General features: G+C 50.2%; 23 protein-coding genes. 15 read left to right on the top strand and 8 right to left on the bottom strand.

What is annotated here, in order from left to right:
* Positions 1-91: 91 nt before the first annotated feature.
* On the bottom strand, positions 92-1,036 hold the full coding sequence (gene ydgH / locus O9K67_RS13665) for a DUF1471 family protein YdgH (RefSeq protein ID WP_061495429.1): 945 nt from the start codon (positions 1,034-1,036) through the stop codon (positions 92-94).
* Positions 1,037-1,558: 522 nt separating this feature from the next.
* Here ydgH and pntA point away from each other — a divergent pair.
* From pntA to O9K67_RS13650, 3 genes are all read left to right on the top strand, one after another.
* On the top strand, positions 1,559-3,088 hold the full coding sequence (pntA, locus tag O9K67_RS13660) for a Re/Si-specific NAD(P)(+) transhydrogenase subunit alpha (RefSeq protein ID WP_061495432.1): 1,530 nt from the start codon (positions 1,559-1,561) through the stop codon (positions 3,086-3,088).
* A gap of 10 nt (positions 3,089-3,098) precedes the next feature.
* Positions 3,099-4,487, top strand: coding sequence for a Re/Si-specific NAD(P)(+) transhydrogenase subunit beta (gene pntB / locus O9K67_RS13655; RefSeq protein WP_061495435.1), 1,389 nt, complete (start codon positions 3,099-3,101; stop codon positions 4,485-4,487).
* A 113-nt stretch (positions 4,488-4,600) separates the two neighbouring features.
* The gene (locus O9K67_RS13650) at positions 4,601-5,704 is read left to right on the top strand and encodes a mechanosensitive ion channel family protein (RefSeq protein ID WP_061495438.1); all 1,104 of its coding nucleotides are present in this window, start codon (positions 4,601-4,603) and stop codon (positions 5,702-5,704) included.
* A gap of 37 nt (positions 5,705-5,741) precedes the next feature.
* On the opposite strand, the gene uspE is transcribed toward O9K67_RS13650, so the two are convergent.
* The 3 genes from uspE to ogt all read right to left on the bottom strand — a co-directional run bounded on the left by uspE (position 5,742) and on the right by ogt (position 8,316).
* Positions 5,742-6,692, bottom strand: a complete 951-nt coding sequence (uspE, locus tag O9K67_RS13645) for a universal stress protein UspE (protein ID WP_061495440.1) — start codon at positions 6,690-6,692, stop codon at positions 5,742-5,744.
* A 146-nt stretch (positions 6,693-6,838) separates the two neighbouring features.
* Positions 6,839-7,591, bottom strand: coding sequence for a fumarate/nitrate reduction transcriptional regulator Fnr (fnr, locus tag O9K67_RS13640; RefSeq protein WP_061495443.1), 753 nt, complete (start codon positions 7,589-7,591; stop codon positions 6,839-6,841).
* Positions 7,592-7,800: 209 nt separating this feature from the next.
* Positions 7,801-8,316, bottom strand: coding sequence for a methylated-DNA--[protein]-cysteine S-methyltransferase (ogt, locus tag O9K67_RS13635; protein ID WP_061495445.1), 516 nt, complete (start codon positions 8,314-8,316; stop codon positions 7,801-7,803).
* A gap of 528 nt (positions 8,317-8,844) precedes the next feature.
* Here ogt and smrA point away from each other — a divergent pair.
* Positions 8,845-9,408 carry a DNA endonuclease SmrA gene (gene smrA, locus O9K67_RS13630; protein ID WP_061500005.1) on the top strand — a complete coding sequence of 188 codons (564 nt, stop codon included), beginning with the start codon at positions 8,845-8,847 and terminating at the stop codon, positions 9,406-9,408.
* 674 nt (positions 9,409-10,082) lie between these two features.
* Complete coding sequence (umuD, locus tag O9K67_RS13625) at positions 10,083-10,517, top strand: translesion error-prone DNA polymerase V autoproteolytic subunit (RefSeq protein ID WP_061495448.1); 435 nt, start codon at positions 10,083-10,085, stop codon at positions 10,515-10,517.
* A gap of 111 nt (positions 10,518-10,628) precedes the next feature.
* Here the strand turns inward: umuD and O9K67_RS13620 are convergent, their stop codons facing one another.
* Positions 10,629-11,438: an AraC family transcriptional regulator gene (locus O9K67_RS13620; protein ID WP_061495451.1), complete on the bottom strand. Its 810-nt coding sequence runs from the start codon at positions 11,436-11,438 to the stop codon at positions 10,629-10,631.
* A gap of 77 nt (positions 11,439-11,515) precedes the next feature.
* Here O9K67_RS13620 and O9K67_RS13615 point away from each other — a divergent pair, with 77 nt between their 5' ends.
* The 5 genes from O9K67_RS13615 to O9K67_RS13595 all read left to right on the top strand — a co-directional run bounded on the left by O9K67_RS13615 (position 11,516) and on the right by O9K67_RS13595 (position 17,363).
* Positions 11,516-13,576: an FUSC family protein gene (locus O9K67_RS13615; RefSeq protein WP_061495453.1), complete on the top strand. Its 2,061-nt coding sequence runs from the start codon at positions 11,516-11,518 to the stop codon at positions 13,574-13,576.
* Positions 13,569-13,784: a DUF1656 domain-containing protein gene (locus O9K67_RS13610; RefSeq protein ID WP_061495457.1), complete on the top strand. Its 216-nt coding sequence runs from the start codon at positions 13,569-13,571 to the stop codon at positions 13,782-13,784. Before O9K67_RS13615 ends, O9K67_RS13610 begins: the two co-directional genes overlap by 8 nt.
* Entirely contained in the window at positions 13,781-14,644 is an 864-nt protein-coding gene (locus O9K67_RS13605) for an efflux RND transporter periplasmic adaptor subunit (RefSeq protein ID WP_061495460.1), read from the top strand. Before O9K67_RS13610 ends, O9K67_RS13605 begins: the two co-directional genes overlap by 4 nt.
* A gap of 88 nt (positions 14,645-14,732) precedes the next feature.
* Positions 14,733-15,107 carry a helix-turn-helix domain-containing protein gene (locus tag O9K67_RS13600; protein WP_408612872.1) on the top strand — a complete coding sequence of 125 codons (375 nt, stop codon included), beginning with the start codon at positions 14,733-14,735 and terminating at the stop codon, positions 15,105-15,107.
* A gap of 342 nt (positions 15,108-15,449) precedes the next feature.
* Positions 15,450-17,363, top strand: coding sequence for a methyl-accepting chemotaxis protein (locus tag O9K67_RS13595; RefSeq protein ID WP_061495468.1), 1,914 nt, complete (start codon positions 15,450-15,452; stop codon positions 17,361-17,363).
* 181 nt (positions 17,364-17,544) lie between these two features.
* Here O9K67_RS13595 and yajD read toward each other — a convergent pair whose 3' ends face one another.
* The gene (yajD, locus tag O9K67_RS13590) at positions 17,545-17,892 is read right to left on the bottom strand and encodes an HNH nuclease YajD (RefSeq protein ID WP_061495470.1); all 348 of its coding nucleotides are present in this window, start codon (positions 17,890-17,892) and stop codon (positions 17,545-17,547) included.
* 344 nt (positions 17,893-18,236) lie between these two features.
* Between yajD and O9K67_RS13585 the strand changes: the two genes are divergently transcribed.
* Together O9K67_RS13585 and umuC are read left to right on the top strand one after the other, a co-directional pair.
* On the top strand, positions 18,237-18,761 hold the full coding sequence (locus O9K67_RS13585) for a hypothetical protein (RefSeq protein ID WP_061495473.1): 525 nt from the start codon (positions 18,237-18,239) through the stop codon (positions 18,759-18,761).
* Positions 18,762-19,011: 250 nt separating this feature from the next.
* A complete protein-coding gene (umuC, locus tag O9K67_RS13580) occupies positions 19,012-20,274 on the top strand; it encodes a translesion error-prone DNA polymerase V subunit UmuC (RefSeq protein WP_061495476.1) in 1,263 nt (420 codons plus the stop codon).
* Between the two features lie 364 nt (positions 20,275-20,638).
* Here the strand turns inward: umuC and O9K67_RS13575 are convergent, their stop codons facing one another.
* The gene (locus tag O9K67_RS13575) at positions 20,639-20,866 is read right to left on the bottom strand and encodes a hypothetical protein (RefSeq protein WP_071890010.1); all 228 of its coding nucleotides are present in this window, start codon (positions 20,864-20,866) and stop codon (positions 20,639-20,641) included.
* A gap of 203 nt (positions 20,867-21,069) precedes the next feature.
* Here O9K67_RS13575 and O9K67_RS13570 point away from each other — a divergent pair, with 203 nt between their 5' ends.
* Entirely contained in the window at positions 21,070-21,237 is a 168-nt protein-coding gene (locus O9K67_RS13570; protein ID WP_333780511.1) for a YnfU family zinc-binding protein, read from the top strand.
* A gap of 336 nt (positions 21,238-21,573) precedes the next feature.
* Here O9K67_RS13570 and O9K67_RS13565 read toward each other — a convergent pair whose 3' ends face one another.
* Positions 21,574-21,792, bottom strand: a complete 219-nt coding sequence (locus tag O9K67_RS13565; RefSeq protein WP_061495478.1) for a cold shock domain-containing protein — start codon at positions 21,790-21,792, stop codon at positions 21,574-21,576.
* A 278-nt stretch (positions 21,793-22,070) separates the two neighbouring features.
* On the opposite strand from O9K67_RS13565, the gene cspF reads away from it, so the two are divergent.
* The gene (gene cspF, locus O9K67_RS13560; protein WP_071890012.1) at positions 22,071-22,283 is read left to right on the top strand and encodes a cold shock-like protein CspF; all 213 of its coding nucleotides are present in this window, start codon (positions 22,071-22,073) and stop codon (positions 22,281-22,283) included.
* A gap of 114 nt (positions 22,284-22,397) precedes the next feature.
* A complete protein-coding gene (locus tag O9K67_RS13555) occupies positions 22,398-22,586 on the top strand; it encodes a YnfU family zinc-binding protein (protein WP_071890014.1) in 189 nt (62 codons plus the stop codon).
* The last annotated feature ends 28 nt before the right edge of the window (positions 22,587-22,614 follow it).

Raw genomic sequence — 22,614 nt, 5'->3', positions numbered from 1 at the left:
GGCATGCAATGAGGACGGCGACAATTTTGTGAAAAAGAGAGGAAAAAGATCAAAAAAAGGCGGCCGAAGCCGCCTGATTCATCAGTGCTGGTTATTTGTAGAGATCCGCACTGATGGTCATGTTGTTGCCACGCTCGGACCACTCACGGGTAATGTGATAGTACTTGGCACCTTTTTGTGCCGCACGTTTGGCGACCTGGTAAGAGACTTCCGACATATTGCCGTAGTTACCAGTGAACTTGATGCTATCAAATGGCACCATCTGTGCAGCGGTAATTTTATTCAGCTCTTCAATTTTTGTACCGTCAGGAAGCGTGACAGTGTAACGACCACCGGAAGTGGATTGCGTTTCGAAGAAACGGCCGACGCCCAAACCAGGCGTGGCATCGCTGGCAACACCCGGGATTTCCACTTTCTTCGCTTCTTCACCACCTTTTGCCAGCGCAGCGCGGCCCGCGTCGGAGTCACGTGGAATCGCATCAGCGCTTTGGATGACGCGTTTTTTCGCATCCGCTTTATAGATAAAAGCGGTGATCATCTGATTACCACCCTGGTTGGTGTCGACCTGGCGAACGATATAAAAAGAGGCGGCGCCTTTCTCTTTGGCGGCCTTCGTAATGGCATCATTCACTTCCGGCTGGGTACGGTAGAAGCCCTGTACGGTCACCGTATCGTATGGCTCAAGTTCTACGGCTTTGTCTTTCGGTAATTCCACTACGCCGTTAATCACGCGAAATGCAGGGTTTTCAGCTTTTGCTGCATCAGCTTTGTATAAATCGGCGGTAACGCGTTGGTTGCCACTGTTGCCGTAATCGGCAGAGTCAACAACATAGAAAGAGGCGGCACCATCTTTGTCCGCACGGTCGGAAACGGCTTTAACAACATCGCCGATAGAGTTAAAGCGGCCGATTATCACGACACGATCATAAGGTTTCACCGCCGCTGCTTGCTCCGGTGTTAACTCTGTCGCTGCGTTGGCTGACAAAGCAGTCGCAGAGAGGAGTGCTGACGCCAGGAGGGTGTACTTGAGCTTCATAAAAATAGTCCTTCGCCTTGCGCAAACCATAAACTGGTGTTGTTGTTGAGAAAACGTCGACGATTATTGCATTTAATCAGAGCCACTGTCTGCGTCATTTTTCACTGACTGTGCTATGGGGTGGGTTAATAACGATAACCTTAAGTGATATGTTGAAAAAACAGCCGCTTGACCAGCAAAACAGATAAAGATTATGACTTTTTTAAGTTAATGTATTGTTAAAAGACGATTCCGCACTGGAGATTAATCGTGTTTTGCCGCTTCGCTTGAGCGGAATATCGGCCTGTTATAACGAATTAAAGGCAAATAACCTTACCAGCCCCGGCTGATGGCTGGTTTTCACTGATAAAAGCACAAATTCTGTTTTCCGGCGGTGGATCACAAGCGTTATTTTCAGTAGGTTATAGAAAGTTTGTTACTGTTTTATTTTCCGGGACACACTCCGTAATGCTGTTCAACAGATGCCGGTTGTTCCGGTGACGACTGACAAACCATCATCTAAAACCGATGGAAGGGAAAACTATGCGTATTGGTGTACCTAAAGAACGGTTGGCCAATGAAACCCGCGTTGCCGCGACGCCGAAAACGGTCGAGCAATTGCTGAAATTGGGTTTCACTGTCGCGATTGAAAGCGGCGCTGGCAAACTGGCAAGTTTCGATGACGATGCGTTCACCCAGTCCGGGGCGACGATTGTCGATGGCAGCAATGTCTGGCATTCGGACGTTATCCTTAAAGTTAACGCGCCTGACGATGAAGAGATTGCACTGCTTAACCCCGGCACAACGCTGATAAGCTTTATCTGGCCTGCGCAGAATCCGGCGCTGATGGAGAAGCTGGCCGCGCGTAACGTGACCGTGATGGCAATGGACTCCGTACCGCGTATCTCCCGTGCGCAAGCGCTGGATGCGCTCAGTTCGATGGCCAACATTGCGGGTTACCGTGCCATCGTTGAAGCCGCGCATGAGTTCGGTCGTTTCTTCACCGGTCAAATTACCGCAGCTGGTAAAGTGCCGCCTGCAAAAGTGATGGTGATTGGCGCGGGCGTGGCAGGGCTTGCCGCGATTGGCGCAGCCAACAGCCTTGGCGCGATTGTGCGTGCTTTTGATACCCGCCCGGAAGTGAAAGAGCAGGTGCAGAGTATGGGCGCGGAATTCCTTGAGCTGGATTTTGAGGAAGAAGCGGGCAGCGGCGACGGCTATGCAAAAGTGATGTCCGAAGCCTTTATTAAAGCGGAAATGGAACTCTTCGCCGCACAGGCGAAAGATGTCGATATTATCGTCACGACTGCGCTGATCCCGGGAAAACCGGCACCGAAGCTGATCACCTGTGAGATGGTGGATTCCATGAAACCGGGCAGCGTGATTGTCGATCTGGCTGCGCAAAATGGCGGTAACTGCGAATACACTGTACCGAATGAAATCAGCACCACTGCGAATGGCGTTAAAATCATTGGTTATACCGATCTGCCGGGTCGCTTGCCGACGCAGTCTTCCCAACTTTATGGTACCAACCTCGTTAACCTGCTGAAACTGCTGTGTGCGGAAAAAGACGGCAATGTGGTTGTCGACTTTGACGATGTCGTGGTGCGCGGTGTGACCGTTGTGCGTGATGGCGAAGTGACCTGGCCGGCGCCGCCGATTCAGGTTTCTGCTCAACCGCAAGCTGCACCAAAAGCAGCAGCAGAGCCAAAAGAAGAGGTCAAACCCACCTCTCCGTGGCGCAAATATGCGCTGATGGCGCTGGCGATTGTTCTGTTTGGCTGGCTGGCGGACGTTGCGCCGAAAGAGTTCCTCGGTCATTTCACCGTCTTCGCGCTTTCCTGCGTCGTCGGTTATTACGTGGTCTGGAATGTCTCCCATGCATTGCATACGCCGCTGATGTCGGTCACGAATGCTATCTCCGGCATTATTGTGGTGGGCGCGTTGTTGCAGATTGGCCATGGCGGCTGGGTCAGCTTCTTAAGCTTTATTGCGGTACTGATCGCCAGCATTAATATTTTTGGTGGTTTCACCGTCACTCAGCGCATGCTGAAAATGTTCCGGAAGAACTAAGGGGTAACACATGTCTGGAGGATTAGTTACAGCTGCATACATTGTTGCCGCGATCCTGTTTATTTTCAGTCTGGCGGGGCTTTCCAAGCATGAAACCTCCCAGCAGGGTAATAACTTTGGCGTCGCCGGTATGGCGATTGCGCTGGTGGCCACTATTTTTGGCCCGGATACCGGCAATGTCGCCTGGATCCTGGTGGCGATGGTTATCGGCGGGGCGATCGGTATTCGTCTGGCGAAGAAAGTCGAAATGACTGAAATGCCGGAGCTGGTGGCTGTGTTGCACAGCTTCGTGGGTCTGGCTGCTGTGCTGGTGGGTTTCAACAGCTATCTCGATCATGAGCCGGGTCTGGCACCGGTCATGGTGAATATTCACCTGACGGAAGTGTTCCTCGGCATCTTTATTGGTGCGGTGACGTTCACCGGCTCCATCGTTGCGTTCGGTAAACTGCGTGGCAAGATTTCGTCCAAACCGTTAATGTTGCCGCACCGCCACAAACTGAACCTGGCGGCGCTGGTGGTCTCTTTTGTACTGTTGGTGGCTTTTGTCCGTACTGAAAGCGTTGGCGTACAGGTGTTGGCGCTGCTGCTGATGACCATTATTGCACTGGTGTTCGGCTGGCATCTGGTGGCATCTATTGGCGGTGCGGATATGCCGGTGGTTGTGTCGATGCTGAACTCCTACTCCGGTTGGGCAGCGGCGGCAGCGGGCTTTATGCTCAGCAACGACCTGTTGATCGTTACCGGTGCGCTGGTGGGTTCCTCAGGGGCGATCCTCTCCTACATTATGTGTAAGGCGATGAACCGCTCCTTTATCAGCGTGATTGCCGGTGGTTTCGGTACGGACGGTTCGTCTTCCGGCAGCGATGAGGAAGTCGGCGAGCACCGCGAAATCAGTGCGGAAGAAACGGCGGAAATGCTGAAAAACTCACACTCTGTGATAATCACCCCGGGCTATGGCATGGCAGTGGCGCAGGCGCAGTATCCGGTGGCGGAAATTACTGAAAAACTGCGTGCGCGCGGCGTGAAAGTGCGCTTCGGTATTCACCCGGTCGCCGGGCGTCTGCCGGGCCATATGAACGTACTGTTAGCGGAAGCGAAAGTGCCGTACGACATCGTACTGGAAATGGACGAGATCAACGATGACTTCGCAGAGACCGACACCGTTCTGGTGATTGGCGCGAACGATACGGTTAACCCGGCCGCACAGGACGATCCGAAAAGTCCAATCGCCGGAATGCCGGTTCTGGAAGTGTGGAAAGCGCAGAATGTCATCGTTTTCAAACGCTCAATGAACACCGGCTACGCGGGCGTGCAAAACCCGCTGTTCTTTAAAGAGAACACCCAGATGCTGTTTGGCGATGCCAAAGCCAGCGTTGATGCAATCCTTAAAGCGCTATAATTTCGCGTTGTGAAATGCGCAATACCGCTCTTCGGAGCGGTATTTTTTTGCCCGCTATCCGCTAAAAAGTAACGTCTATACTTTTATCTTTATGTTTTTTATGCGGAGGGAGAATGGCGTTTCTGTCACGCTTTGACTTTATATCGATGCTGATGCAGCCATCATTCTGGTTCGGTCTTGCCACGGTAGTTGTGGTGACCTGTCTCATTTACTGGTTGTTTAAACGCTTATTGGCTGTCTTACTTAAAGGTGCCCAAAACTGGGGGCAGAGGCAGAACGGTGTTGGAAAAATGCAGCATGTCCTGGTGGACATGATCGGCCGAACCAGCCGGTTCCTGCTTTTTATTGCGGCTCTGCTGTTCAGTTTACGTTTTGTCGAGCTTCCTGACCGCCTGTTCAGTACCCTCGGGCATGCCTGGTTCCTGGTACTGGCGATCCAGATGGCACTTTGGTTTGATCAAGGTGTTGTTTCATGGATGCGTCATCTGATGTACACCCCCGGTGCGAGCCGTAATCCAGTGACCATGGTAATTGCGGGCCTGCTGTTGCGCATGATGCTCTGGACGATCATGCTGCTGTCGATTCTGGCCAACGTCGGTGTCAATATTACCGCCCTGGTCGCCAGTCTGGGCGTGGGCGGTATCGCCATTGCGCTGGCGGTGCAAACCATCCTTAGCGATGTGTTCGCGTCACTCTCTATCGGTTTCGATAAGCCCTTCGAAATAGGCGATTTTGTGGTCTTCAATGATGTCGCCGGAACTATCGAACACATTGGGCTTAAAACCACGCGTATTCGCAGCCTGAGCGGCGAGCAGATTGTCTGTGGGAATGCCATCCTGTTGCAACAAACCTTGCATAACTACAAACGCATGCAAACGCGCCGTATCGTCTTTACATTTGGGCTGGCGTTAACGACGCCGCCAGATAAGCTGCGTAAGGTCGGAGAGTTGATCCGCACCATCATCACCGAGGTGGGGGAAACACGTTTTGACCGGGCGCATTTCCAGGGTTTCGGCTCCGACAGGCTCAACGTTGAAGTGGTGCATATTGTCAGTACCGCTGATTACAACAAATACATGGATATTCAGCAGGAGATCAATATACGCATTATGGAGAAGCTGGCGGAGCAGGGAATAGAGCTGGCGTTGCCGAATGTTCAGCTCAGGGGCGGGCTGGCCGTCGAAGGTGAATGGGCTCCGGCAAACACAAGGGCATAAAAAGAAACCCGCTTTCGCGGGTTTCTGGCTTCATGCGTTAGTCATCTTCATCGTCATCAAGTTCTACCGGCGATTGATATTCATCCGGCTTGATCACCAGTAAGTCGCAGCGCAGATGATCGATAACCTGCTCAGCGGTATTCCCCAGAAAAGCTGCAGAAATCCCGGTGCGCCCGACGGTACCGAGTACCACAATACCGGCTTGCAGGTGTTCGGCCAGGTCCGGGATCACCTCTTCCGGTAAGCCTTTCTCAACGTGTGTCAGTTTTTCATCGATGCCAAATTTCTGCCGCAACGCTTTCATCGCCAGCAGGTGTTGACCGCGGATCGCGTCGTTATAGACGCTGGGATCGAATTCCGGTAATTCGATAGCAATATTGATTGGCGTAACCGGATAGGCACCCACCAGATGCACCTCGGTATGGTTAACCTGTTCGGCCAGTTGCAGCGTCTCTTTAACCAGTTTTTCATTAAGTGAGTTGTGGTAAAGCTCTTCGCTGGCCAGATTGACGGCGACAACGGCTTTACCGCCTTCCGGCCATGGCTGATCTTTAACCATCCACACCGGGCAAGGGCATTTACGCAGCAGATGCCAGTCGGTCGGGGTGAAAATCACCGACTCCAGTTTGTCGTGCTGGTGGGTCATTTTCAGCAACAGATCGTGACCGCCTGCCAGCACTTCCTGAATGATGGCTTCGAAAGGACGGTTATGCCAGACCACTTTAATCTCAATCGGCACACCAGCATCAATGTAATATTTCGCCTGCTCGCGGATCCAGGCGGTACGCTGGCTGATCACGCCCTGGCGCATTGCTGTACGCTCATCAGGGGACAGAAGGGTGGTCATCTCGTAAGAGAAGTCATAGATGGGCAAAAATGCTTTGATTCTGCCACCAATCCGTTGATGCAAATACACAGCACGTCGTAATGCTGGCTGATCGTCCTGATTAGGATCGATGGCGACCAACATATTCTGATATTTAGCCATACAGGGTCTCCTTACATCTGTCACCACAGTCTGTAAATAAAAGATAACCCATTAGCGCTGAATGAAACAGGGAAAACCTTCAGCCAGATCAATAAATCAGAAAAATTTAATGCGCTGGCGAAGGTCTAAAAGAGAGGGGGTAAAACTCAGGCAACGTTACGGGAATGACCGGCCAGTTGAGCCAGTATATCGCTGTTTTCGATCGTAATATATTTGCCTTTTACCGCGAGCATGCCGCTCTTCTGGAAGCGGCCCAGCAGACGACTGATGGTCTCAACGGTCAGACCCAGATAGTTACCAATGTCACCGCGGGTCATGGTCAAACGGAACTCGCGCGGCGAGAAACCACGCTGAGCGAAACGGCGGGACAGGTTATAAATAAACGCTGCCAGACGCTCTTCCGCATTCTTTTTCGACAACAACAGGATCATATCCTGGTCGCCTTTGATTTCGCCGCTCATCAGACGCATCATCTGCTGACGCAGGTTGGGCATCTTGCCGGACAGATCGTCGAGCGTTTCAAAGGGGATTTCGCAAACCATGGATGTTTCCAGTGCTTGCGCGAAGCTGGGGTGATGGCCAGTGCCAATCGCATCAAAACCGACCAGATCGCCCGCCAGATGGAAACCGGTGATCTGTTCGTCACCCTGCTCGGTAATGGTATAGCTTTTAATCGTACCGGAGCGGATAGCGTACAGTGATTTCAGTTCATCCCCTGCTTTAAACAGCGTCTGACCTTTCTGGATGGGCTTCTTGCGCTCAATGATGTTATCGAGCTGATCCAGCTCGTGTTCATTGAGGGTAAACGGGATGCAAAGCTGGCTAATGCTGCAATCCTGACAATGTATTGCACATCCGCCAGACTGTATGCGTCGTATAATTCGCTTTTCCGGGATCATAGGTCTGCTCAACGCCGTAATTGATATTGGTCAATTTTAACATCTTTTTATTGAGCACGTAAGCCTGGCAAAACGTCAATTCACGATTATTGAAACGGGGGAGAGAAATGAGAAGAGATGACCGGATATCATCTCCTTGATATTTCATCACTTCGCCAAGGTTTTTACCACAACATTCGGGGAAAAGGGCACTAAATATGCGTCTTTTCTTACAATAGCAGATAGCCTTCATGCCGGAGCAACCACTCTTTGCGCTGCACACCGCCCGCATAACCGGTCAACGTGCCGTTCCGACCAATCACACGGTGGCAGGGTACTACGATGCTGACCGGGTTTGCGCCATTCGCCGCGCCTACCGCACGCGCCGCACCTGCGCGCCCCAGCGTTTCCGCCAGTTGGCCGTAATGTATCACCTGACCGCAGGGGATTGTACGCAGCGCCTGCCAGACGTCACGCTGAAAAGGCGTACCGGCCGTTGCGGTGGGGAGCGTGTCGATGATCGACAGATCGCCGTCGAAATAATCCTGCAGTTTCCGGCTTAACCCGCCCGGATTATTGGCTGCGATACGCTGATAGCCATCGCGTCGATAATGAATATTCAACAACTCCACCATGCGATCGCTGTGTTCTTCCCACTCGACAGCACGTAAATGAAAGGCTTCATCGCAGATTACCCACAGTGGGCCCAGCGGAGTGGCGATTTTATCTTCGAGTAGTGTGAGCATCAGGCATCCTTGAACTATGGCAAACGGGCGTCAATCTACCATGCCCGGCTCGGGCTAACCATACCCCGAAAGGGCGTCTATTTATAGATGGCTAATATTAAGCGTGGATAATAACAAATCGATTTGCATTGAATTATAGATGATATATTTTATTATTCCTGAAATAATAAAAAAAATAGAGCCTGCCGACATCCGTCAGGCTCTACAGTACACACAGCAGCGCTTCCTTTCGTTATTTTATGCAAGTTCATCCCTGCATCTTAAATATAGTTATAGCTGCCCTTCATTATCTTTCCACTATTAATTGGTGATTAATTTCACGTTAATTTAACTAAAATCGATATAACCCCAACACGCGATATAAGTTAAGGAACGCTAATAACATTACAGTTATTAATGTCTTTGGCGCTGCCGCAAACAGCGTCTATTTATAAGCACGGGCCCATGCGCCATAAATCCTCTCCGGGCATTGTGAGCGTACGCCACGCTCGTTATAGTACCTGTTCTGAAGCCATCGGAGGACCGCTCATGAACCCTGACGACAAATCGCTGTTTCTTGACGCCATGGAGGATGTCCAGCCCCTGAAGCGCTGCGCCGATATTCACTGGCAACCGAGCCGCAATGCACGTGCGCCGCAGCGTGTCGATACGCTGCAACTGGACAACTTTTTAACCACCGGGTTCCTCGACATCATTCCCCTGTCAGCGCCGCTGGAATTCAGGCGTGAAGGCCTGCAAACCGGCGTGGTGGATAAGCTGCGTTTGGGTAAATATAGTCAGCAGGCAAGCCTCAACCTGCTGCGGCAGCCCGTTGAGCAGTGCCGCCAGATGCTGTTTCGCTTTATGCATCAGGCGCGGCAAGATGGCTTGCGTAATGTGTTGATTATCCATGGGAAAGGTCGTGAAAATAATTCGCACCCGAATATTGTGCGCAGCTACGTTGCGCGCTGGCTGACGGAGTTTGACGACGTGCAGGCATTCTGTACGGCGTTGCCGCACCATGGCGGCAGTGGCGCGTGTTATGTGGCGTTACGTAAGTCTGAACAGGCAAAACGCGATACCTGGGAGCGTCACGCTAAACGGGGTCGTTGATGCCACAGCCAGACCGGGCCTTCAGCCGGTTGTGCCGGACGGGAGTGCAGGGAGCGCTTCATCGTCTGGCCTGGCGCTAACCGGCGTACGCGTTACGGTGTGGCTTTTCTTATCCAGCGTATTTTGCAGCGCATCAATGGCCTGATATTTTATGACAGAAAAGCTCGTAAAATAAATTAACTTGTGCTACTTCCCGCCTGAAAAATCCGCACACTGACTACAGATTTTTGATAATGCGGATCTTGCCTGAAGACAATATCCAGGCTACGCGCGGATGCCATAATAATATTTCTCATTTTCTTCGCAGGGTTGATACGACATATTCTGATGCTGTTACTGTAATAATATCCATGAGGTGAGCGTGGGCTGTTTTTAAATAAACGAGACTGTAGGATGACAATATTGGATCCTGTTATGCACTGCTTACGGCCTGCCCGATGATCCGCCTTCATCATCGTTTCTGCAGGAAGGCAAATGGCCTTATCCCGCCAGATATGGGCTGATAAGGTACAGGTGTCCGACTGCCGTTGGACATCACCTGCCTTCCCACGAAACAGGACACGTTAAATTCCTTGCGACTTCAGTCACTTCACGCTGCGCTGTTACATGTGACTTGACCCCGTCATTCCTTCCATAATACTGTATGTAAACACAGTATTATGAGGTGGGTAATCATGACCATCCTTTATGCCTATAAACAAGAAAAGCGTATTGACGTCCCTTTATTTTTAGAACGCGTTCCGTGCGGTTTCCCCAGCCCGGCGCAAGACTATGTTGAACAGAGCCTGGATCTGAACAAACTGGTCGTTAAACATCCCAGTGCTACTTACTTTGTTCGCGTCAGTGGTGATTCGATGATTGGTGCAGGGATCAGCGATGGTGATTTGTTGGTTGTCGATCGATCGTTGACTCCCGTGCATGGCGACATCGTTGTGGCAGCCGTCGCGGGTGAATTTACGGTAAAAGAGTTACGGACCCGGCCATCGCTCCAGCTCATGCCGCATAACGCCAATTATGCCCCTATCACTTTCCAGTCTGAGGAAGAGCTGCAACTCTTCGGCGTGGTCACCTTTACTTTAAAAGCAAACAGACCCGTTCGCGGTTGTTGATGCACGCCCGCTCCCGGCTGGCGATAACTCGCCCATAAATAGTCGCCGCCTGTGTTTTACTCAACGCGGCGTCCGGGCGCATTTTTGCTGCCCGCGCCGCGCCAGAAAAGATCATGGCGTATCCCCCTGGCGTGCGCCTGTTTTCCGTTCGGAAAAATAGTGCGCGGGCGTACTGCCCATCGTTTTCCTGAACATGGTAATGAACGCATTAACGGACTCATACCCCAGTTTAGCCGCCACGTTTTGTACCGTTACGCCGCTGGCTAACTCCTGAAGCGCAATGATCAAATGAAGTTGCTGGCGCCATCGTCCAAAGGTCAGCCCCGTCTCGCGCAGCATCAATCGCGCCAGAGAGCGTTCACTGAGCGCCAGCCGTTTCGCCCATTCTTTAAACGTACTGCGATCCGCCGGATGACCGACCAGTGCATCGGCCATGGTGCGTATTTTAGGATTCCCGGAGACAGGCAAACTCAATTTCTGCTGTGGCATCGTGGCCAATTCGTCGAGCGTCACCCGGGTGAGCCGTGCAGCATGGCTCTCTGGTGGGTAATCCACTCGCTCGTGAGTTAAACGGTCAACTAACGCGTTAATCAGCGGAGAAATGGCCAGTGTGCAACATTTTTCCGGGAGTGCTGCGGCGCCGGGTTCAATGAATAAATAATTGAGATGCGCGTTCCAGGTCGCCTTAGCGCTATGAGGGATGCCGCCGGGGATCCAAACGGCGCAGTGAGGTGGCACTATCCATATATCGTTTTCCGCGCGACAGATAACGGCACCATACAGCGCAATGATCAACTGCCCCTTGCGGTGGGTATGAACCGGCACTTCTGCTTCGTAATCAACGAAGTCAAGATGGCGCGCAACCGCCGGGCACGAGGTGGAGTCAGGATCAAACAACGTCGTCGCGAATGTGGATGTCATGTGATTGGCAACATTTAGGTATTTTTTGACAGAATAGAGTATTTAATGGCGGACGCAAGCCGGTAATAATCCCCGGCATGAACAAAATCAATGTTATTCACTCTCGTTCTTTGCGGGCTACCGGCGACGCGTTTCGTCGAGTGGGCCAGGCACTGACCTCATCCGTTCTGCTGAACGATGCAAATGCCTTGCTGTACTCCATCAAGAGCTTTGCCGCAGCGATGCTGGCCTATTACATCGCCTTATCGATAGGCCTTGAAAAGCCATCCTGGGCAATCATTACCGTCTATATCGTTTCGCAAACCTCGGTTGGCGCTTCACTGAGCAGAAGCCTTTATCGTCTGGCCGGAACGATAATCGGCGCCGGGGCCACCGTTTTACTGGTGCCCACTTTTGTGACGATGCCGATCTTTTGCAGTGTGATGCTGAGCGGCTGGATCACTTTCTGCCTTTACTTGTCGCTGCTGGAACGCACCCCCCGCGCTTATGCCTTTGTTTTAGCAGGTTACACCGCGAGTCTGATTGGTTTTCCTGCTGTCCTGGAGCCCGGCGCAATATTTGATACTGCCATCACCCGTGTGCAGGAGATCGTTATTGGTATCTTCTGTGCCGCGCTTATTCACCGGTATGTGTTACCAAAACGGCTGTCCGGGCTGTTCAACAGCACGTTATCGGAGACGCTTCGCTCAGCACGGCAGATACTTGCCGGCGCACTGGCCGGTCAATCCGATGAGAATGCAGGGAGCCTGCGCCTGGCACTGGCCTTGCAGTCCTTGCAAGGCATAAGCCACCACATTCCCTATGATTTTGCCCTCGCTGTTCCGGTCCGGCAGGCCAGAAAAGCCATTCATGACAGGTTAGCGCGGTTGTTAATTGTGAGTTGTGAATTACGCGATCGCTTACAGATGACAAAGGCGCTGCCCACCGACGTGCAGATCCTATTAAGCGATGTTCAACACTGGCTTCGCTGTGACGATGAGGGGGAGCGAAAAATCATGGCTGGCGAGCTAAAACAACGAAGTGAGCAGTTAGCCGAACGGCATGGGACCTGTGCCGTGACGCGAGAAGCGGTGTTGCAGGTGAGCGTTGTCCGTTATCTTACGGAAGCTGTGACTCTTCTGCAGCAATGTGATCGCCTTTCTGATGCCATCCATCATGCGAAACCCATGTCGGTGCAGACGGAAGGTAAAGGAGCAACAGGGTATGTTTTTCATCGTGATAGCTTTACTGCGGCACGCGCTGCGCTGGGCGCTTTTGCCATCATTCTGAGCGGTTGTCTGGTCTGGATTTACTCGGCCTGGCCTGACGGCGGCACAGCCGTTTCTATCCTTGGGGTCTGCTGCACACTGTTTGGCAGCTTCGACACGCCGGCCCCGCATATTGTGAAATACATTATAGGTTCCGTCTGGGGCGTGGCCATCAGCCTGCTCTACAGCTTTGTTTTTCTTCCACAAGTTAGCGATTTCCCTGTACTGGTTGCAGTACTGGCACCGGCATATTTGCTGGCCGGATCGCTCCAGGCGCGGCCACCCACCACCTTTATGGCCATGGGGATCACGCTGACCTTGCCTGTGCTGTGTGAGTTAGGTCCCCATTACAGCGGCGACTTCGCGGCGGCTGTCAATACCGCCATCGCGCTCTTTTCCGCAACCGGCTTTGCGGTGGTCAGTATGCGTTTACTGCAAACGGTGCAGGCAGACGCGGCCATCAATCGCCTGCTGGATATTTGTCGGCGCGATATCCGGCGCAGTGTGAAAGGCGTATTTACACCAGACGAAGCACACTGGACCAATTTGATGATAGACCGGACTGCGTTATTACTGCCACGTCTGTCACGCAGCCAGCAATCAGCAGAAGAGGTGCTTAATCACCTGTTGCACGCTCTGCGTATTGGCCTCTCTGTCATGCACTTACGCCGCTGCGCTCTACCGGCGGGGAGTGAAATGGCCAGGGAGATTAACGAGGTGCTTCATTTGCTTACCCGGACGACAGACTACTGCGCTTTGCGCCTGCGTATCGTTTCACTGATTGATACCTCTTTGTCTACACCCCATGAGCAATCGCGCCAGAGTGTTGACAGGCTGGTTGATCTGCATTGCGCATTGGGAGAGCAGGAGAGGGGGCAAGCCCATGATTAATGACATTAACATCGGGGGTGTCTACTTCCCGGGGCTGCTGGTCATCGCGCTTGTGACCCTGGTCTGCATCCTGTTATTCGTGCCTCTTTTCTCTTTCAGCCGGCTCTACCGCTGTTTACCTTGTCGCCCGCTGATGGGGCTATCTGTCTGTATCGTTACTTTTTTTCTGCTCTTGCAGGGCCTGAATGCGTTGGGGTTATTAGCATGAAATCTTTTCTATCTCTATTGAGCCGTTATGCGCTGACATTAAGTGCGGTCGTGGTGGCAACTCTTCTGGCTTTTATGCTGTGGAAACATTATGCGCAGACACCCTGGACCCGCGATGGCCGGGTTCGTGCTGATGTGGTGCAAATTGCGCCAGATGTTTCCGGGCCGGTCATCAATGTGGCAGTCAGCGATAACCAATGGGTTAACCGAGGCGATGTGCTCTATTCAATCGATCCACACTGGCTGAAGCTGGCGGTGGCGAGTGCACAGGCTGATGTTGATGCGAAACGTCATGAGATGGTCATGCGTCAGGATGCGGCAACAAGACGTACCCGGATCAAAGGGGTGATTTCCGGCGAGGATTTACAGCAAACAGACAGCGCCGCAAACATCGCAACGGCAAATTATCATGGTGCGCTGGCTGCGCTGGAGCTGGCGCAACTTAATTTATCCCATGCCATCGTGCGGGCGCCGGTAGCAGGTTATATCACCCATCTCAGACTCCGCCCGGGGGACTATGCCACCGCCGGGGTGACAAAAGTCGCCATCGTTGATGCCCACAGTTTCTGGGTGGTGGGGTATTTTGAAGAGACAAAACTGCGTCATATCCGTGTGGGAAATAGCGCCCACATTGCGCTGATGGGATTTGAGCCCGTACTGACGGGGCATGTTGAGAGTATCGGGCATGGGATCGGTGACAATAATGACGAGACGGGCGGGCTTGGTTTACCCGAGGTTGAACCGACATTTAATTGGGTGCGACTTGCGCAACGCATCCCGGTACGTATTCACATTGATACCTTACCTGCGGGGGTTGAGCTGGTAGCAGGATTATCGGCGACGGTGTCCGTCACGCCATAAGAGTAAATTCCACCCTTGCTGAAAATATATCGAAAGCGTGACCTGAATTAACGCTGATCACTCACGTACTCCTCAGCACGATATTGAGATTAACGCTATGAAAAACAAAAAAGAGTTTATAAATAGCTTGCTTATGTGGATAAATGATAATATTGAGTCACCCATGAAAATTGATACGGTTGCCATCAAGTCAGGGTATTCAAAATGGCACTTACAAAGACTATTTTTTGCCGAAACGGGCCAGAAACTGGGGCAGTACATCAGAGACCGGAAACTTCAATTGATTGCTGATGAACTTATCACATCCAATGAACCTTTAATAAATCTCGCGATGAAATTCGGTTTCGATTCCCAGCAATCACTGACCAGAGCTTTTCACAAAAAATATCAACTGCCCCCGCGAAAATACCGGAAGACGTTTTGCCCTCAGAACGCGCAGCAGACTTCAGGGGGCACACCATGACACTTCTCTCCTTTGTCCCGTGCATACTGGCACGCAGATACGCCTTCAGGTGTGTATTGTCATTCGGCTATTTGTTTATCAGCATATTATTACCACGATAAGCATTAATAAATATGCAGGCTTGCTCACGGCAGGAATGTAATTTTCACTATGCGATATATGAAATAATTGTGCAGATCGAATTTTTTCATATTTACATTAAGGAATGCCTGATGATTGACGATAAGTAATATGATAGCTGTCCCTATGTTGCCAAAAATAAAAGCAGGTATCTGTGGTTAGCTATGCATTGAAAATGAAACTGATTTTCGAAAATAAAGAAATGTTACTGAGGATACCTTTATGGCACAGCTTTTACCCTCTATTAAAAACCTACCTGTTGCTGCCAAGTTGTTTGGCGGGTTCGCAATATTAATTATTATCATCGTGTTATCTTCGCTTATCAGTATTCAACAGTCGGACACGATCCGCGATCATGCATTAAAGGGAAAATTAATCAGCGAAATCAGTGATGAGCTCAACACGGCACGACGTAATCGCCTGACATACCAAATAAACCACGATGAAAGCGCACTTCAGGCCAATAGAGTCGCCATTGAAAAAATGGATCAAAAAGCGGAGAGCGGCCAGACCTTTACCTGGGACAGTGATGCGCGGGTGTTGTTTGATGAGTTGCGCAGCGCTATTCCTGTTTATGCCAGCACGCGTGATGGTTTCATTAAACTCGAAAAAGTGACTGTTGAGAAATCCCTGGCGTTGACATCACCGGAGTTGAAAAACCTGCTTGATACATTCAGTTCCCGCTTTGTGCAGCAAGAGAGCATCTCAAAAGATGAATTCGCATTGCTCAATCGCCTTAATGCACTCTGGGTAGCGGTGTATGAAATCCAGTCGTCCGATGGCAAGCGAGGGTACGATGCCTTTGCGACCGTACTGGGTGATGCGCTTAAGTCGCTCCGTTCAGAAAAACTTAACCTGGCAGCCGAAGACAAAGCGATGGCGCAGTCATTTTTTGACAGAATGCAGGCGAACGTAGACGCCTATACGAATGCACAGAAAGCGTCACAGAAAGCCGCAACAGAACTGACTGGCGTGGCGGAAAGAATCAATACCGTTACGGCAAATCTGGTGACAGGCCAGACGCAAAAAAACATCGCTATTATTGAACGCGTCATGATGATCATGGGGCTGGTTGCTGTCTGCGCAGTGCTGACGGGATTACTGGTTGCCTGGCTGCTGACACGGCAGATGACCCGCCAGATAAAACATAATCTGACGCTGGCAGAACGTATTGCTGAAGGCGATCTGACCGCCGTTATTGAGCCTCAGTCAAAAGATGAACTGGGTCGCCTGACGGTCGCAATGGGTGTGATGAACGATAAACTTCGTGAAATGATTAGCCAGATCAAAGAGTCGGTCATCCATGTGGCAAATGCGTCATCGGACATTTCCGCTGGCAACACTGACCTGGCGTCCCGCACTGAAGAGCAGTCTGCTGCCGTTGTGGAAACCGCTGCCAGCATGGAACAGCTGACCTCAACCGTTAAACGTAATGCGGATAACGCGCGTGAAGCCAGCCAGCTCGCGGTAGTGGCTGCTGAGCATGCCCGTTCCGGTGGGAAAATTGTTTGGGATGTCGTCAGCACCATGGAGACCATTACCGAAAGCTCAAACAAAATTACCGAAATCATCAGCGTAATCAATGGCATCTCTTTCCAGACCAATATTCTGGCGCTTAACGCTGCGGTTGAGGCTGCGCGAGCGGGTGAACAGGGGCGGGGGTTTGCCGTAGTAGCCGGAGAAGTCAGAGGGCTGGCTCAACGCAGCGCAAATGCTGCCAAGGAGATTGAAGGACTGATAAAAGAATCGGTACAACGTGTGTTAACCGGTTCAGAAATGGCTAACAAGGCCGGTAGCACCATGGAACAGATTGTCAGCTCTGTCACGAATGTGAGCGGCATCATGAATGAAATATCTTCGGCGTCGGAAGAGCAGAGCAGGGGTATCGATCAGATAGGTAAAGCCGTCACCGAGCTGGATTCAACCACCCAGCAGAATGCGGCACTGGTTCAGGAGTCATCGGCAGCGGCATCATCTCTTGAACAACAGGCCGAGCAGCTTGCGCAGCTCGTTTCCGTATTCAGGCTCGGTTCAGAGAGCGACAAACAGAAACATCACTCAGCAGCGTATAAAAACAGAGGTCATCTGCGACCCGTCGCATCGACAGGCAATGGGGCTGACTGGGAATCGTTCTGACAATCATCTTGTCCTGAAAGTGCTCTCCTGTTGAGGGAGAGCACAGCTTCTGGCACAACGGAATACGGCTTCTCGCCGTTGCGTCACCCGTCATCAGAGCGCTGGTGTTTAAAGGGATAAGGCCATTTACCGCTGTCTGGAAACCCGAACCTGTTACAACGACGCGAAATATTTGCTGGCGCTATTTCTTCTTATTCAGCATCGATTTTAAATCGGCAAAGGGATTATAGGTCGCTGTCCCCACCTCTTTTTGCGCATCTTCCCCCGCCACAACGGTGGTACCGTACTGTTCGGCTTCAGTGTACTTCGCATGTTCGTGGTCATGGCAATACAGGCACAACAACTCCCAGTTACTGCCATCTTCCGGATTATTGGTATGGTCGTGATCGATATGGTGAACCGTTAATTCACGTAGATTTGAATAAACAAACTCCCGTGAGCAGCGCCCGCAGACCCATGGGTAGATTTTGAGTGCTTTTTCGCGGTAACCGCTTTCCAGCCGTGAATAGTTTTTGGGGATCAAAGCCATTGCTAATACCACCTGAGATAAAGAGTCATAGTGACAATATATCCCATCCAGGGGGCAGGGAGAGACAGTTTATCGTCGTACGCGTGATCCTGGCCCGAAATCCTGCTCCATTCAGTAACCGCATTCTGGTAGGCGAATATCTGTGTTGAGCATGAAGATATCGGGCAGATCTATACCGGTTAATGCACCGCCATTATTCTCTCTGATGCGTGTCACCACCGAAACAGCAAAGACTCGTCATAACTACAAACAATAAATGGACGTTAATCCACACGTTTTTCATCGCATCAGTGGGACATCGTTATCATTAGAATGAGGAAGCTTATTAACTGAAGGAGTAGAAAATGGCTATTCAAGGAATTGGAAGTACTGCCTCGCTATGGAACACCGTTAGCAGGAAAACGGAGCAGCAACAGGATTTCAAAAGTCTGATGACAAAAGCGACCGAAACCGTGAATGCTTCATCGGCAGACAAGGCGCAAGTGTCTATCAGCAGCAATGCCGCGACGCAATCGAGAACGGCAGTACAGGAAGATATTTTACGCTATGCACGGGCAGATGCTCAGGATGCGGAGAGACTTGCGCATGATATGGCGTATAGCCGCAGCGATATCTGCTATGACCTGAGTGAGTCGATCAAGACCAACAGGATGGAAGATATCAAACTCGCCTCAACGGGCGAAAAAGTGGGCGATGAGTACAAGCGTCAGTTTTACCAGAACGCTTTGCACATCGATGCACAGCGGATGCAGATCTACAATACTGAGAAGGCAAAAGGCACCGACCCGGTCATTATCCTGAGCAAAATGATTGATTTTACGAACTCGCAATCAAAGGACTACCTTGCCGCGACGGGATGGTTGGCATAATTTAAGACAGTGCCCCAAAGCCAGTCAGCGCGACTGGCTTTTTGTTATCACAGCCATTAATTAAATGCGTTAGCACCCGCGTCTGACTCTGGCCTCTCCAGGTGGCATTGCCGTTAAGCGATGTTGGCAGCCGCTAAATTTCCTCACATTTCAATATGATCGCTCCGCTATCTTTTGATGTGCTTGATTTGTTCATACCACAGGATAATACTGTTTATATATACAGTGTTATTGTGAGTTAAACAGAGATATGTTCGCGCTTGTTGATGTAAACAACTTCTATGCCTCCTGCGAAACGGTTTTTCGGCCCGATCTTCGGGGAAAGCCCGTTGTTGTTGTGTCAAACAATGATGGATGCATCATTTCGCGCTCGGTAGAGGCAAAGGCGCTGGGCATCAACATGACGGCACCTTACTTTAAAATTAAAGACGAATTACATCGCAACCAGGTGACTGTTTTTAGTTCGAATTACGCACTGTATGGTGACCTCAGCAACCGCGTGATGATGACATTAGAAGAAATGGTGCCCGCGGTTGAACTTTATTCCATTGATGAAGCGTTTGTTGATGTGTCCGGTATCGCGAACTGTATGCCGCTTGAGACGTTTGGCCGCCAAATCCGTGAACGGGTATTAAAAAATACAGGGCTGACGGTGGGTGTCGGTATTGCACCCACAAAAACGCTCGCCAAACTGGCCAACTTTGCGGCCAAAAATTGGCAACAGACAGGTGGTGTTGTCGATCTCTCATCCCGGAATCGGCAGCGTAAATTACTCGCGCTGGTGCCGGTGCATGAAGTCTGGGGAGTAGGGCGGCGTATCAGCAAAAAACTGGGATTGATGGGCATCGAAAATGCGCTGCAACTTGCCGACAGCTCGACATGGGTTATGCGTAAACACTTCAACGTGGTGCTGGAGCGCACCGTCCGTGAACTTCGTGGTGAATCCTGCCTGGCATTTGATGAATTCGCCCCCTCCAAACAGCAGATCATCTGTAGTCGTTCCTTTGGCCAGCGCATTACCGCGTACCGTGATATGCATCAGGCGGTGTGTGCTTATGCTGAACGCGCGGCCGAAAAGCTGAGAGCAGAAAGGCAGTTCTGCTGTGCAGTCAGTGTGTTTATGCGCACCAGTCCGCATGCTCAAAATGAAACGTTCTACGCCCCACAATCCAGCGGGCGGCTGACGGTTCCCTCTAACGATACCCGCGACATTGTTCGTGTTGCCACCCATGCGCTGCAGGCGATCTGGAAAGAGGGTTTTCGCTATATGAAAGCGGGAGTGATGTTGAGCGACTTTTTCAGTCAGGGCGTCGCGCAGCTCAATTTATTTGATGAATACCCACCCCGGCCCGATAGCCATGCGCTGATGCAGGTCATTGACCGTCTTAATCATTCTGGCCGGGGTACAGTATGGTTTGCCGGGCAGGGGATCCAGCAAAGCTGGGCGATGAAACGTGAAATGTTATCGCCCAGGTATACAACACACTATCCCGATTTACCGATCGTTCGGTAGGGCTGCCTGTATCGAACCGCAGAAAGGGGCAACTCTTTATTTCATTCGCGGGGAACACAGATTGAGAACACAATGCTGAATAATACGATCATTTCGGTACGTTGTACCCGGGCGAGTCTCCCTTCAGGGTCACCATAAAGGCAAAATAGGCATGAAGGGGATTGGAGAAAATCGGCAATTGGTCAGCACACAAAGAATGATGTTCTCTTCTCAGGATGAGTTCTTATAAAAATTTGAGTCTGTAATAAAAAAGCCTGCTGTTAGCAGGCAATAAAGGTTTTTTACGCATTTTTTTGTTTGTATCGGATGAATCAGGTAAGCAAGAGTGCGCAATGCAATGTGAGACAGAGAACTTAATGAAAGGCTATAAATATTTCCTGGCAGCATCAAGTATCTCCTGTGAAGTCAATTCCCTGTCAGAAGCCACGTAAACAACACTATGATCACCGGTCAATGAAGGAAAGCCTGCAGACATAATCCGAAGATGTGTTTCTTCACCGTTTGGGTATTCCTGCCTGATAGAGGATATACCTTCCAGAACGGTCACGACCTTACAGGGTTCGACATTAAAAAAAACAAGGACTCTTATCATATGCCACCATGATTCTGTTAGTCTTTCCCATAATGTCACCGCTTCGGTACAGGGAATAATTTTTTGCAGTAAATTTTACGGGACGATGTGACAGGTAAAAAAGTCTTGCAATTTCCCTTTTTTACATTTTTGTAATTTTAAGGAAATTAAAACAAGCACCACTTGATTAAAAGGTGTATGGTGACTGTCCATTAAATCAGGAAATGCCTATGTCCGGACGTAAAAACACACAAGCCCGTCGTAATCACTTAGTCAAATGCCCATGCCCAAACTGTGCAAAAGAGTCTGAACATAGTTTCAGTCGAGTCCTGAAAGGGTCCCAACTTGTCTGTCCCTACTGCAGTACACTGTTCAAATCGACGCAACGATAAAAGCGCTGCATTTTCCAGGTGACAGGGGTTATGCATGTCAAAACCCTGTTCACGTAGTGATGCAAACTGGGAAATGCCAGTAAAGTAAAATCAAGGACGTGATGCTTTCGGAGGCTGCCAGGCCTCTTACGCACTTTATTATTTAACAAGCAGTTAGCTTCTGCTTTTAGACTTTTCATGCAGCAGACCTGCACTTCATCACATCGGTCAGCACACTCATATATGCGCAAAAATACACTGACCTGATATTAAGAATAATCTCTATTTCGTTGCATTAATTTATGGATCTGTCTACTCAGGAATAATCCTTCATCGTTGTCGCAGATCCACAAAAATTTATTTATCGCAAAGTATTACATTTGCAGCTGCAGGGCCTTTATCACCACTGTGTACTGCGAATTCAACTTTCTGTCCTTCAAATAACGTCTTGAAGTTATCGCCGTTAAGTGCAGAAAAATGAACAAAGATATCTTTACTTCCATCGAGAGGAGAGATGAAGCCAAAACCTTTGTCTTCGTTAAACCACTTTACCAGGCCTTTAATTCTTGAGGACATACTGACTCCAGTTACCTATTAGTATTGATAGTAAACGTATAGTATTAAGCGTATGGACTCAAAAGAAGGGGATATCAGCGATAGCGCCTGGTAATGAGGACTGCACGGAAAATGTTTTACGTTCGTTTGTACATCGAACCGATGAGTTCATTAAGGCACGGGAAGTCATAATAAGCAAATTATATTTTAGCCATCCAGAGGTCCTGAAAAAAGTTAAAAGTGGCATTAAATTTATTTCAACGTATAGTGATTACGTGTTTTCAATAAAAGGAAATGACTTGTCCCGTAAAATGACAGGAATTGTCAAAAGTTTTGACAGTCTCAGTGGCAAAGGCCTCATCACCCCTTCAGATGGTCGAAAAGACGTTCTGCTTCATATTTCAGCCGTTAACGCCAGCGAATCAGAATTACTCATGCCAGGGGTCCGCATCGAATTTTGTCGGATCAACGGTCTCCGTGGTCCTGTGGCTGCGAACATCTATCTCTCCTGAAACGGTATCCTCTCTCCCTGTGGTATTTTTATAAAGAACGGGAGAATAAATTGAATGATTAAATTTCAATCAACCGTGTTACGGTGAAGCTCATTCATTGAAAGGTTAATCATCATGTCTCTCATCGATTACGCAATGAAATTCATTAGTGGTTCATCAAGATCCTCTATCATCTGTCCGGTTTGCGGCTTACGCTCATCTCAATCTCTCTCCAGAGTTCGCCGTAAACAGACAATGCTGTGTCCGGGGTGTAAGGCGCTGTTTGTCTCCCCCCTTATTTCTGAAACGGCTCAGCGACCATGAAACGGGTATCACGCAAAACGGCTACGAA

This window comes from Kosakonia oryzendophytica (genome assembly GCF_027886705.1).
GTDB classification, from domain to species: Bacteria; Pseudomonadota; Gammaproteobacteria; order Enterobacterales; family Enterobacteriaceae; genus Kosakonia; species Kosakonia oryzendophytica.
This window is presented reverse-complemented; position numbering and strand designations above follow the sequence as displayed.